At 54.9% G+C, this 12,728-nt stretch carries 8 protein-coding genes; 2 read left to right on the top strand and 6 right to left on the bottom strand.

The genetic code is table 11. From position 1 onward, the window contains the following. Positions 1-82 precede the first annotated feature (82 nt). On the top strand, positions 83-1,099 hold the full coding sequence (locus ABD949_RS24155; protein WP_345247843.1) for an MBL fold metallo-hydrolase: 1,017 nt from the start codon (positions 83-85) through the stop codon (positions 1,097-1,099). Between the two features lie 127 nt (positions 1,100-1,226). Here the strand turns inward: ABD949_RS24155 and ABD949_RS24150 are convergent, their stop codons facing one another. The 6 genes from ABD949_RS24150 to ABD949_RS24125 all read right to left on the bottom strand — a co-directional run bounded on the left by ABD949_RS24150 (position 1,227) and on the right by ABD949_RS24125 (position 11,662). Further along, positions 1,227-2,837 carry an alpha-amylase family glycosyl hydrolase gene (locus ABD949_RS24150; RefSeq protein ID WP_345247841.1) on the bottom strand — a complete coding sequence of 537 codons (1,611 nt, stop codon included), beginning with the start codon at positions 2,835-2,837 and terminating at the stop codon, positions 1,227-1,229. Positions 2,838-2,910: 73 nt separating this feature from the next. Then, positions 2,911-3,954 (bottom strand): SusE domain-containing protein, encoded by a 1,044-nt coding sequence (locus ABD949_RS24145; protein WP_345247839.1) that lies wholly within the window; start codon positions 3,952-3,954, stop codon positions 2,911-2,913. A gap of 59 nt (positions 3,955-4,013) precedes the next feature. Then, positions 4,014-5,600 (bottom strand): RagB/SusD family nutrient uptake outer membrane protein, encoded by a 1,587-nt coding sequence (locus tag ABD949_RS24140; protein ID WP_345247837.1) that lies wholly within the window; start codon positions 5,598-5,600, stop codon positions 4,014-4,016. Between the two features lie 74 nt (positions 5,601-5,674). Beyond that, the gene (locus tag ABD949_RS24135) at positions 5,675-8,686 is read right to left on the bottom strand and encodes a SusC/RagA family TonB-linked outer membrane protein (protein WP_345247835.1); all 3,012 of its coding nucleotides are present in this window, start codon (positions 8,684-8,686) and stop codon (positions 5,675-5,677) included. A 228-nt stretch (positions 8,687-8,914) separates the two neighbouring features. Next, on the bottom strand, positions 8,915-10,831 hold the full coding sequence (locus ABD949_RS24130; protein WP_345247832.1) for a helix-turn-helix domain-containing protein: 1,917 nt from the start codon (positions 10,829-10,831) through the stop codon (positions 8,915-8,917). Positions 10,832-10,915: 84 nt separating this feature from the next. Continuing rightward, positions 10,916-11,662: an acyl-[acyl-carrier-protein] thioesterase gene (locus ABD949_RS24125; protein ID WP_345247830.1), complete on the bottom strand. Its 747-nt coding sequence runs from the start codon at positions 11,660-11,662 to the stop codon at positions 10,916-10,918. An 88-nt stretch (positions 11,663-11,750) separates the two neighbouring features. On the opposite strand from ABD949_RS24125, the gene ABD949_RS24120 reads away from it, so the two are divergent. Further along, on the top strand, positions 11,751-12,605 hold the full coding sequence (locus tag ABD949_RS24120; RefSeq protein ID WP_345247828.1) for a pirin family protein: 855 nt from the start codon (positions 11,751-11,753) through the stop codon (positions 12,603-12,605). Positions 12,606-12,728: the final 123 nt, after the last annotated feature.

Below are 12,728 nucleotides of genomic sequence, written 5' to 3'. Positions count from 1 at the left end.
ACAATCCGGGTTTCAGCTTGTTGACCTGTCAAACAAATAAGGAGCAGCCTGTCTGCTACTCAACTCAACTAATCAGGTACGTATGGAATCACAAACGTTGCCCGAAACCCGCGACGATGACCAGTCGCCGTATTCGGTTGCCCACGATGTGGCCGGCATGAAAATCGTGTTCGTCAACGTCTTTTTCGTCGGCGAACCTCGTCCCGGTGCCGATTGGGTGCTGGTGGATGGCGGTCTGCAAAGCACGGCCGGGCGTATTAAACGGGAAGCGGCCCGACTCTTCGGGGAGAATAATCCGCCGAAAGCCATTGTGCTGACGCACGGTCACTTCGACCATGTGGGGGCTCTGCCCGAACTGCTGAAAGAATGGCATGTGCCGGTGTACGCACATCCGCTGGAACTGCCTTTCCTGACCGGCAAATCCAACTATCCGCCACCGGACCCGACAGCCGGGGGGGGCGCAATGGCCTACATGTCGTGGATCTTCCCGACCAGTTCACCCAATCTGGGCGACAAGGTAAAGCCGATGCCGGAGGGTGAGATCCCCGAAATGCCGGGCTGGCGGGTCATTCATACTCCCGGTCATGCACCGGGCCATGTGTCTTTTTACCGGGAAAGCGACCGCGTGTTGATTGCCGGTGATGCCTTTACAACCACCGACCAGAACTCGGCATTTTCGGTAATGACCCAGAAGGAAGAACTTCACGGGCCGCCGGCCTACTTCACCATCGACTGGCAGGCGGCTAAAGAATCCATCCGGAAACTGGCCGAGCTGAACCCAACGGCCGCCGGTACAGGTCACGGTAAGTCATTCCGGGGCGTGCAGTTAGGCACCCGGTTGACATCGCTGGTGGAGAATTTCGAGGAGGAAGAGGTGCCAACCGGCGGCCGGTACGTAAAACAACCGGCACATACCGACGAAGACGGGATTGTGGATATGCCGGCACCAACATCGTACAACGTGGCCCGCACCATCGGCATTGGCCTGCTGGCGGGTACGGCAGCATTCCTGATCGGTCGGCTGATCCAGGATAATACAGACGGCTTCCGCGAGGAAGTTAAACGGGGAGGCCGGAAGATTCGCCGGAGATTCAGCTGATCATTCCGTTTTTTGTCATTCCGACGCAGGAGGGATCTTGGCGTCAAATCAACCAAATGGATTAAGCAACCAGCAAGATCCCTCCTGCGTCGGAATGACAAAATAACGGGATGACAAAAGCGGCTGCTTACTTATCCCCCTCCAGAACCACACAACTGTACGCTGGCACCCGTACTTTTCCGCCTTTGATCAGCCGGCCTTTGCCGGAGGTGTCAAAAATAATCCGTTTCCCTTCGGCCGCACTCGCGGGATAGAGAATGACATCCCGCCCATCTTTCGAGAGGTTATGCACCACCAGCACCGAGCGGTTGCCGGAGCGCCGGGTGAAGGCGATAATGCCTTTTTGCTGAATACTACTCGCTTCCAGTACGCTCAGGTTATCGTTTAAGACCGGATGGCTGTTGCGGAAGCGGATCAGCTTTCTGTAATGGGTAAACAGCGAGTTTGGGTCCTGCTGCTGGCTGGCCAGCGGCACAACGGATGAATCGGCGGAGTAGCGGGGGCGTCTCCAGCGGCTGCGCTGCAAATCCTTTTCTTTGGTATCCCACAGGAACGGCTCACGAATGTATTCATCGGGTTTCATGCCCAGCATACCGATTTCTTCGCCGTAGTAGATATACGGATTGCCGGAGAGCGTCAGCAGGAGGGAGGCTGCTACTTTCAGGTGATTTACGTTTCCTTTCAGGACACTGCCGATCCGGTTCTGATCATGGTTGGTCAGCATGGTGGCGTCAATGAACCGGGGATTCACCTGCCGGAATATGGTGTGATTATTGACCAGCATGGTCACCACCTCCGCCGTATCCCGCTCTTTGGCGACAATCTCCTGTAACGCCAGGCTGAGGTCAAAATTGAAATTGGCTTTTAGGCCCCGAAAATACGGCGCAATATGTTCGGCGCGGGTCCAGACTTCGCCTACGGTATAGACGCCCGGCTTTGCGGCTTCCATCTCCCGGCCAAACTCCTCCCAAAACTGATGATTTTTGGGTTCTTCCCAATCCGGGTAAATATGGCGGGCCGCATCGAGCCGGAACCCGTCGACACCTACTTCCTGCAACCAGAATTTGCCGGCTTTGTAAATTTCCTGCCGAACCTTCGGATTATCGTAGTTCAGGTCGGGCATACCGCTCCAGAACAGAGCGTAATATTTTTCGGAGAACGGTGCCCCGCTGACCCGGTGCCAGGGATTGCGTTCGCCGGAGTCGGCGGTGGTTTCGCGGGTAGCGATGTTCAGCGAGTCAATTTCTTTCTGCGACATCCAGACATACCAGTCGTGGTAAGGGTTGTCTTTGCCTTTGATGGCTTCCTGAAACCACGGATGCTGCCGGCTGCTATGGTTAATCACAAAATCTATAATGACTTTGATGTCCCGCTTGTGCGCTTCGGCCAGCAGTCGTTTAAAATCGTCCAGTGTGCCGTATTCCGGGTCAATGCCGTAATAATCCGTTACGTCATATTTATGATAAGTCGGTGAGGGATTGACGGGCATCAGCCAGATGGCCGATACGCCAAGGTCTTTCAGGTAATCCAGTTTGGACGTAACACCGTTGAGGTCGCCGATGCCGTCGCCGTTGGAGTCGCAGAAGGCGCGGACAAAGATCTCGTAGTGGACACCGGTTTCACCCAGTTTGGGCTGGCTATTGGAGGCTTTACGTGTCGGTATTGACTGAGCGGGTGCGTTGGCAATCATGCAAATCAGAAAGAGAATACTGAGCGGTAAACGTTGAAGAAGGTCCATAAAGTTTTGGTAGAAAAAAGGCATAGCGGGAATTTTCCCGCTATGCCCGCATCATCATAGGTTTACTCAGGCATTATTGTTTGGTAAGCGTATACGAATAGTTACCCGCATTACCCAGATTCAGCGTCACCAGGTACCGGCCGGCTGAGGTTATCTTAATATTTTCGCCCTCATACTCCAGCAGCCCGTCCGCTTTTGTATCGCCGAGGTTGATCGTCCAGGCGTCGTTGGCCCGGAATTTTATCTCCCCTTCTTTCAGGTCCGTCGTAATGCGCCAGGTACCGGTGGCGGCATCGTAGGTCATGTCCAGATCCGAGTCCCAGCCGGTCGATGTACCGGAGCCGATCAACCCCCAGGTTGTGCGGGTAGCCGACCAGGTATTAGCGTTCAGATCGGCTTTCAGCAGGTAATAGCCAGGACCGGTTACCTTGAGGTTATCACCCGGTGAGGCAAGGCCGGCAGCCGCCCCGGCAGCTGCTCCAAAAATACCGCTGTCCCAGTTTGGCGCATCGGTAAGCTTGAACTCGGTCGTTGCTTCGGTGAAGTTCACATACCCTTCGTACACTTTATTGTCCCGCACTGAGGCAATTTTGGCGGCCGTTGCCGGTGCCCAGTTCTGATAACTGCCCGGCACATACAGCGACGGGTATTGAATCAGCGACAGATAAGGCGTAGCCGTAATGGTAGTCGTGCCCGAGTAAACCGGCGTTACACTCGGATTTACATCCGATTTTACCCGTACCTGCACCTGGGCGGGTGTGCCGGGTACCAGACCCAACCGGAGCAGCAGCGCATTCAGTTCGCTCACCGTAAAGGCTTTCTGCAGCGCATTGCCTACCGTTACTTCGGCGGGTTCAGTAAAGTTACTGCCCGCTCTGGCAAATTGCAGAACATAATTCACGGCCGCATTGAAGCCGTAATCGGCGGCAGGCCAGCTAAACCGCAACGCTTCATTCGCGGCATTGCTACTGCTCAGCGTTACGCTCTGGGCGCTCGGTGTCACCGTCATGGTACCGGTACCGGGTCGCAGTACCAGCCGTTCTTCGTCTTTCTCACAGGCCGTAAACGCCAGCAGAACGGCAATCAGTCCAAAAAGTTTAGTATACCAGGTTTTCATCTTCTTTGGGTTGACGTCTGCAGGTTGAACCGGTTGGCCGGTTCAACCTGCAGACAAAATTAATAGCCAGGATTTTGCTTCAGATTCGGATTGGCAACGAGATCGGATGCCGGAATCGGGAACAGGGTGCGGAAATCTTCCACCGCACGACCCTGTTGTACGCCCCCTTTCCACGGCCAAACATACGCCTGGGTTGTAAACAGACCGAAGCGAATCAGGTCTGTCCGGCGGTGTGCTTCCCAGTACAGTTCACGAGCCCGTTCATCGATGATAAATTGGAGGTTGATTGACGAGACGTTGCCGCTGGCGCCACCATAAGCCCGCTGGCGCAACAGGTTTACGTAGTTCAGGGCTGTGGTCAGGTCGCCACCGGTGCCTCCCCGTAATACAGCCTCGGCGTACATCAGGTAGACATCGGCCAGCCGGAGCATCGGGAAATCGGTGTCCGGGAAGTTTCCTTCCGGATCGGAGCCGGCAACCCCGGCCGTGGTGAGATTTTTGTACTTTGTAATGGCGTAGCCGTTACTGAACGTAAAAATGTCACTAATCTCCAGGGTTTGGCCGTTGGTATAAAACATGGCTCTGGTATCGGTCTTGCCTGTCACATCGCTGAACTTTTCAACAAATGACCTGGTAGCGCGCACACCGGCCCAGCCACCGTTAATACCAAACTGTTTCGGGTCCATACTGCCACCCACCGGCGCGTGTACCAAGAAAGTCATTCCCCCCCAGGTCTTGGTCCGCTGACCGTCGAACGTAATTGCGAAGATGATCTCTTTCGAGTTGTTGTTGTCGGCCAGGAACAACCGCTGGTAAGTAGGCTCAAGCGCGTACGCGTTGGATTGAATCACCTTATTGGCGTAGGTAATGGCATCGGTATACCGGCCAGCGCCGGTGTACACCTGCGCGTTCAGGTACAGCTTGGTCAGCAGCGTCCAGGCGGCTCCCTTATCGGCGCGGCCGTATTCGTTCTGGCGTGGAGCAGCCAGTTCGTTCTCAATGGCTTTCAGCTCCGACTCTATGTAGTTAAACAACTCCGTACGCGTTGTCTGGCGCGGCAGGAAGGAGCCCGGCGCGTCGGCTTCGGTCACAAACGGGACGTTACCGAACATATCCAGCGCGTGGTAGTAGCTCAACGCCCGCAGAAAACGTGCTTCGGCGCGGAACAGGCGGGCATCGGTAGCGGCCTGGCCCGAAATTCCCCGGCTGCTCAATTTGTCGTCGGTCGTTTCGCGGATAAACTCGTTGCAGAGCGTAATCTGGTAGTAGATCCGGTTGTACATGGCCGAGATGAATTCGTTGGCCGATGTCCAGTCCATCTCGTGGTAATCGGGCAGCGAGCCGTCGTTCCAGCCAATAACGGCTTCGTCGGTCGTCAGCTCCTGCGCTTTCCAGTACTGCCGCAGGTAGGTGGAGAAGCCTTCGTCAATCCCGCTGATGTCGGGCTTACCAGCGGGACCCTGCTGACCGCTGACCGCTAAACCCGCGTATAGTTTGGCAAGCACTAGTTTGTAATTAGCCGGATCGTTGTACACCGATGCCGACGTCAGCTCCGTAGAGGGCGTCAGGTCGAGGGTGCCGCACGAGGTGGCCGTCAGCGCGATTGCGATGATGCCGGCCCTGGCAATGGTTATGATACGTTCCATAGTCTTGGTATACGGTTGCTTTAGAGGCCGGTTCCACCTTACCCGCCGGAACCGGCGCAATAGATACGCGTTTGTTAAAAGTCAAGATTTAATCCCAGGGCAAAAATGCGCGGCCGCGGGTAAATGTTGTTGTCGATGCCACCGGCTACTTCGGGGTCCAGCCCTGTGTATTTGGTAATGACAAAGGCATTCTGAATATTGCCCGTCAGGCGCAGGTTTGCCCGGTTGTTAATAATCCGGCCAACGTTGTAGCCCAGGTTGATATTATCCATCCGCACAAAGGAGGCATTCTCTAGGTAGTAATCCGAGAAGTACTGCGGGTTGGCAAAAGCTGTATTGTAAATACCCGGTACGACATTGGCCAGGAAGCCCTGCGAACTGGTAAAGTTGGCGTAACTGGTCCGCGACGACAGCACGTTGTTGTACACGTAATTGCCGAAGTTGCCCCGCATGGTAAAGCCCACGTTGAAATCCCGGTACGTCAGCTGTGAACTCAGTCCCAGAAACACCAGCGGAGCCGGGAACTTGTAGCGGTAACGATCGTCGGGCGTAATGCGGCCGTCGGCGTTACGGTCCTCGTACAGCCCTTCAATGGGTCGGCCGTTTTCATTGTACACCTGGCGGTACACGTAGTACGAGAACGTCGGATAGCCAACCGTATGGATCTGGATGGTATTCCCTACGCCACCGGCAATGCCGCCCACCAGCACCCCCTGATCGTTCGGGTTTGGTACTTTGGCCAGCCGGGTAATCTCATTCTGGTTGTAGGTCACGTTAAACCCTAAATCCCAGTTGATGCCTTCGCCCCGCACCGGCGTGGTGTTAATGGCAAATTCGATGCCCCGGTTGCGCAGACTGCCCACGTTGGTCAGGATCTGGTTGGTCAGGTTAGAACCGGCCGGTACCGGAATTACGCTCAGCAGGTTGCTGGTGTTTTTCTGGTACAGTTCAATGGTACCCGAGATGCGACCCTCCAGGAAGGCATAGTCCACGGCAGCGTTATAGGTAGCCGTTTCTTCCCAGCGGATATCCCGGTCGTACCCTTCCGGCCGCAGCGTCTGGATGAATGTGTTCCCTAACTGGTACTGGGCCGTCGGGTCGCTGAAGGTGTAGCGGGCCAGGTACGGATAATCGTTCAGCACATCCTGCTGACCGGTAACCCCGTAGCCCAGGCGCAGTTTCAGCGCCGACAGGGTGCGGGCGTTGGCCAGGAACGGCTCCTCCTTGATGTTCCAGGCAATGGCCGCCGACGGGAAGATACCCCAGCGGTTCTCGGGGCTGAAGCGCGAGGAGCCATCGGCCCGCAGGGTAGCTGTCAGCAAATACCGGTTCCGCAGCGAGTAATTCACCCGGCCGAAGTACGACCGCAGGCGGTTTTTCGGGTCGGATGGCGTACCCGCCGGGTTAATGACCGTCCCGATTACGTTTACGTCCGGATAAGTAGGCTGTTCGCGCCGGAAATACTGCTCCGAATAACCCGCCGTGATGTCGATCCGGCTGTTGATGCCGGTCAGGTCTTTCACGTAGTTCAGGTACGATTCCAGCGTGGTATTGTACCGCTTCTGCGAGTAGATGTTATTGATACCCTGCCGGTTGAAGTTCGAGGCTGCCTCTCGCGGCACAAAGATGGTACCATCGCTGTCCGAAATATCGTAAGCCAGATTCAGGTTGGCCCGCAGGTCGGTCAGGAAGGGGAGTCGGTAATCCAACTGGAGGTTACCGATGCTCCGGCGGGCGGTGCTGCGGTCTTCGCGCTGCTCCAGCAGACCCAGCGGATTGCGTACCGCCAGCGTGCGGGGGGCGTTGGTTGCCGGATCGATCGACTCGTAAAAGCCGCCGTACAGTTCCGTGTTGCTGTATACCGGCTGGGTTGGGTCAAAGGCCACTGCCGCGCCGATGGCGCCCTGGTCGGCAAAGCGGTTTCTGATGATTGTGCCTTTCAGGTTCAGGTCTACCCGCAGGTTGTTGTCGAAGAAGCGCGGGGTCAGACCAATCGAAGCCGACGTACGGCCAAATTCCGAGGTTTTCAGAATACCCTGCTGGTTCAGGTAGCCCACCGATACCCGATACGGAATGTTCAGGGCGGTACCGGTCACGCTCAGGTTGTTGTCGGTGCTGAAGGCGTTGCGGTAGATCAGCTGCTGCCAATCGGTATTGGCCGTGCCCAGCAGCGCCCGCTGGGTTGCGTTGCCGCGCTCGTTGACCAGCGTCCGGAACTCATCGCCCGATAAAACGGGTAGGTATTTAATGGGCGTCGACACCGAGCCGAGGGTGCTGAAGCTAACGCGCAGCTTGTCGCCACTACGGCCTTTCTTAGTGGTAATGAGAATAACGCCGTTGGCCGCCCGTGAGCCGTAGATGGCCGCAGCGCTGGCGTCTTTCAGAACAGTAAAGGTTTCGATATCCTGCGGGTTGATGAAGCTCAGGGCATTGGAGGCACCGGTAATCCCGCTGTTGTCGAGGGGGACACCATCGAGGACGATCAGTGGGTCATTACTGGCGTTCAGCGACGAACCACCCCGAATCCGGATTTGGCTGCCACCGCCCGGCTGCCCGGAGCTGGGGGTAATATTCACCCCGGCAATTTTACCGGCTACCAGTTGTTCGGGGTTCACGATATTCCCTTTCTGGAAGTCTTCGGCCGATACCGACGCAATGGAGCCGGTCAGATCCTGCCGGCGCTGCGTACCGTAGCCGATCACCACCACTTCCTGCAGGGATTTTGAATCATCGGCCAGGATTACATCGACCGTGTTCTGGTTACCAACCGCTACTTCCTGGTTTGTTTTGCCGATAAAGCTGAAGATTAACGTTGCGTTCTCCGGAACGTTAATCCGGTATACACCCGTACCATCGGTGTTGGTACCCCGGGTAGTGCCTTTGATCTGGACCGTAACGCCGGGTAGGGGAGTGCCGTCGGATTCTTTTACCGTACCGGTCACGGCCCGCTCCTGAGCTAAAACGGGTACGCTCAGCAAGGCCAACACCAGTAGCATCAGGAGACGGTATCCCCGTTGGCTGCTCGTTCGGAACAGCTTCGAAGAGGCTAATTGAACTCCGCGAAGCATCATGTAATTCTGTCTCATTAACGAGTTTGAGTTAGGTAATCGGATAAACAGGGTAACTAATAGTGGCAGGCGATTCAAGAGTTTCCTGCAAAAGTACCATCCCACGCAGTCCGTGTCGCCCCACTTTACTTTTCACGTGATTAACTAACTGTTGAAGGAGATGTTTGCCGGTAAAGTGCCTGAAATCGTAGATTTAGAGCTGAAAAAAGGGGTGCCACTTTTAAAAGATGGCACCCCTTTTTCGGCTTAAACCGCTTCGATGTCGGCCTGAGTGGCCGAAAAGTACTCGCTTGGCGTTTGGTTCGTAATCTTTTTAAACGCGCGGTTGAAGGAGGTCTTGGAGTTGAATCCAACATCAAAGGCCTGGCTGAGCAGGGTGTAGTTTTTATAACGCGGGTCTTCCATCCGCTTCTTCAGTTCCTCGACCCGGTAGTGATTAATGAAGTCGAAAAAGTTTTTCTGGAACCCTTCATTAATGACCTTCGACAGCACGTGCGGCTGGAGCTTCAGCCGGTTGGCCATTTCGTTAATGGTCAGGCTGGGGTTGGTATACGGTTTGTACCGCTTCATGTACAGTTCGACCTGTTGCTTCAAGGGGAGCAGGTCTTCGCCCAGCGACCGTTCTTCCGGCTGAACCTCCGTACTGGCCAGTGGCTCATCGGGTGCCGGTTCCAGCACTGGCGACGGCTCCGGCTGGTTGAAGAGCTTAACCGGCTGCAGGCTACGCAGTTTAAAGATCTCCGGCTGGTGAATGGCAAAGTAGCCCAGGAAGTAGGTAATCGTTGAAAACGCCAGCCAGATAATATCGACACTGCGCTCGGCGATCATAGCAATGTCGAAACCGAAAAACTTTTCGAGGGAAACCAGTATAAACGTAAACAGCCACAACACCAGGCAGACCGCCTGAATAATCAGTACCGTATTGAAATACTGAAGGTTCTGCTCGTAGGAGATACTGGTCTGGTACCGCGCCTTGTACTCCTGAATGGTCCGCCGGCAGATAAGCCAGTACCCCGCATTGAACAGAAGCCCCAGCAAACCGCTGGCGTAAAAGAGCGTCTGCACATCCCAGTCGTGGTTAACGATCTTTAACTGGAACAGCTTACTTTCCATCAGAAAGAAGGGCAGGTAAGCAAAAAACTGAACGGCCGCCGGAATAAAATGCAGGTACCAGTTGGACCGGAGCCGTCCTTCGTTGAAGAGGAGCTTGCGGATGTAGATGTAAAACAGCGGAGCGTAGGTAAAGATGATAAAGTCGGGAACCAGCAGCAGCCTGGTATAGGTCTGGGCCACGTCGCGGTAGGTGCTGACGGTCCGGATGAGCAGCATGACCGAGGCCATGCCCAGCAGAATAACCAGCCAGTTGTTGGCCGACCGGTTGTAATTCTGAATGGTCGGGATGGTAATTATCAGCAGCAGGCCCTGAAACGCCGAAAACAGCAACAGTAGGTCGTAAATCGAATAAAAGGTAAACGTGCCGGTGAGGTCTTCCCAGTTCTGAATGGTTACCTCAATGGCTTTGTTGTCGATGTTGTCGTGGCGGAAGATGACCCGGTTCGGCCGGGCTTTGCCGCTCTCCCAGGATTCTATGGACTCCCAGTTCCCCCGCGTAAACTTGTATTCCAGCCGCTCCAGGTCCGTAGAAACCGTTACCTGGTAGGTGCCGTCGGGCTGGCGCTGCAATTCGAGCGACTCGTCGCCGGGGTCCCATTTGTTGAAATTTCCGGTGATGTATATGTTGGCGTCGTGGGGCGTATTGGCAGGAATGGACGTGATGATAAACCGGTAGGCGGGCTTCTGCTCCCAGCCGGCAATCACCACGCGGACGTGGTTTGGGTTGGGTTCGGTCGCAGCATCGTAAAACCGGTTCGGGCGGTTACCCCCTTTGGCGTTCCCCTCCACGGTCATCCAACTGCCCTGCGTAAACTTGTACTCAAACTGCTTCAGCGTAGCCGGCAGCGTAATGGTGTAGTGGCCATTGGCGGTCTTTTTCAATTTGTAAGCCGGATCGCCCGGATTCCAGTTGTTGAACTCACCGGCAATAAACACCGCGTCGGACCCTGGTAAGAATGCCGGAAGCGCCACAACCTCAATTACCAGCTGCGCCCAGCTTTCTACACTCAGAAAGAAAAGGCCAAAGACAACGCTTAGTAATACTCTCATCTACCCGTGCTCATATCGTGTCGTATCGTCAAAGATAACACGTTAAGCAGGAAAGCTATTGGTGGCGGAGGAAAGAAAATCGGGTTAATCGGTCTGCTCAGCCGCTGACCAGACCGACCGGGCCTGCACCAGTTCTTTACCGTGCTGGTTGAGCAGCCGGTGGGCATATTCGCCGGGCTGCGCTTCGCTGACCTGGGCAATGATCTCGTCTTCCCGGTTGCTTTCGGCCCGGAACAGCACATCCAGCGACTGGAGGACTGGCTGTTGCGTCCCCGACGGCATACTTTCCAGCAGCCATTGGAAATACACGCTGTTGTTGACATGACCGTTGACGTCCAGATCCTGTCCCCGAATCTGAAAAGAAACCTGCGTTACTGGTTCGGTCGGTGCGGGCAGCCGGTCATTGGCTTTCGGTAGGGCCGTAACGCCGGCGAAGGGCGTGAAGGTGTCCTGAATAAAAGCCGGCACTGAAACCAGCTGGCGTTTCCGGATGTCCATGACCAGCCAGGTGCTGGTGGCGTGGGCAATGCAGGTTCCTTCGGCATCGTACACGTAAAAATCGCGGTAGAAAAACCGTTTTTCGATCCCGGTTGGCAGCGTTTCCAGCCGGATTGGGTCGCGGTGCTGCGGCCAGCGACTCACCGCCAGCTTCATCCGGTACAGCACCCAGGTAAGGCCTTCATCCAGCAGGCGGTAAACCGATACCCCCAGTGCGTCGGCATGGTTCCAGGCCACCTCCTGAAATAGGTTCACTAAGGCATACGGGGTAAGCTGCCGGTTTGCGTCGATTTCGCTCACCCGAATCGTAAAGGTCTCTCCATGAGGTTGCATGAGGCCAAAGGTACGTGGAAAGCAAAAAGGAATTTTCTTTTTAGTAATATTGTATATACATTAAATGTAATTGTAAATAATTTACGCCATGAAAAGGGAAAGAAGTATTGATAAAATTGTTTACGGTCAATGGGTAGATATGGGCGGTATGAACATACGGCAGCCGTTACCCTCGCGCCAGTTAGAGTACCTGGACCCGTTTGTGTTGCTGCACCACGGGCATACTATAATAGACGAAGACAAACCGATGAATCAGGCTGGTGTTGGGCCGCATCCACACCGGGGCTTTTCGCCTGTTACTTTTGTTTTTACGGGTGGGGTACATCACCGCGACAGTCGGCAGAACAACAGCAAAGTGTACGCCGGTGGTACGCAATGGATGAATGCTGGTATGGGTATTATCCACAGTGAACGGCCGCTTGAACCTGAGCAGGAAATCATTCAGATGTGGGTAAACTCGCCGGCAGCTCATAAAATGGACCAGCCTGCTTATTTTCCGCTCACCAGAGAAGAAACGCCAACGGTCACTAGCGACGATGGTCGGGTAACGGTATATGTGATCTCCGGCGAACTGAACGACGTAAAAGGCACCATTCCGACGCTGACGCCGATTAATGCCTGGACGATCTATTTACAGGAGTCCGGCAAAATATACCTGCCGTTACCGGCCACGCATAATGCGTTCATCTACCTGCTGGACGGCCGCGTGCGTATAAGTGAACAGACAGAGGTAAACGGTAAAAACATGGTTGTACCGGCCAATGACGGTGCGGGCATCACATTGGAAGCGCTGAAGGAAACCAGGGCGCTGTTGATGACGGGTGAGCCGATCGGCGAGAAGATCGTTGCGCAGGGACCGTTTGTGATGAACAGCGAAATAGAAATAATGGAAGCTTACCGCGATTTCCGAAAAGGCAAAATGGGGATTCTGATCGAGGAGTAAATCTTTTTTTGTCATGCTGACGCAGCCGGGCGGATTTCTATGATCTATGCAAGAGTTGAGGCATAAAATTTGTCATATTTTTTGCCCCGCTTTACTACGGCATAGATTCGATGAATTAGCTTA

Source organism: Nibrella saemangeumensis (assembly GCF_039541915.1).
GTDB classification, from domain to species: domain Bacteria; phylum Bacteroidota; class Bacteroidia; order Cytophagales; family Spirosomataceae; genus Nibrella; species Nibrella saemangeumensis.
This window is presented reverse-complemented; position numbering and strand designations above follow the sequence as displayed.

Excerpts from the sequence above, each read along its gene's own strand:
- ABD949_RS24155 (WP_345247843.1), top strand. The coding sequence starts at position 83 with ATGGAATCACAAACGTTGCCCGAAACCCGCGACGATGACCAGTCGCCG.
- ABD949_RS24150 (WP_345247841.1), bottom strand. The coding sequence starts at position 2,837 with ATGGACCTTCTTCAACGTTTACCGCTCAGTATTCTCTTTCTGATTTGC.
- ABD949_RS24145 (WP_345247839.1), bottom strand. The coding sequence starts at position 3,954 with ATGAAAACCTGGTATACTAAACTTTTTGGACTGATTGCCGTTCTGCTG.
- ABD949_RS24140 (WP_345247837.1), bottom strand. The coding sequence starts at position 5,600 with ATGGAACGTATCATAACCATTGCCAGGGCCGGCATCATCGCAATCGCG.
- ABD949_RS24135 (WP_345247835.1), bottom strand. The coding sequence starts at position 8,686 with ATGAGACAGAATTACATGATGCTTCGCGGAGTTCAATTAGCCTCTTCG.
- ABD949_RS24130 (WP_345247832.1), bottom strand. The coding sequence starts at position 10,831 with ATGAGAGTATTACTAAGCGTTGTCTTTGGCCTTTTCTTTCTGAGTGTA.
- ABD949_RS24125 (WP_345247830.1), bottom strand. The coding sequence starts at position 11,662 with ATGCAACCTCATGGAGAGACCTTTACGATTCGGGTGAGCGAAATCGAC.
- ABD949_RS24120 (WP_345247828.1), top strand. The coding sequence starts at position 11,751 with ATGAAAAGGGAAAGAAGTATTGATAAAATTGTTTACGGTCAATGGGTA.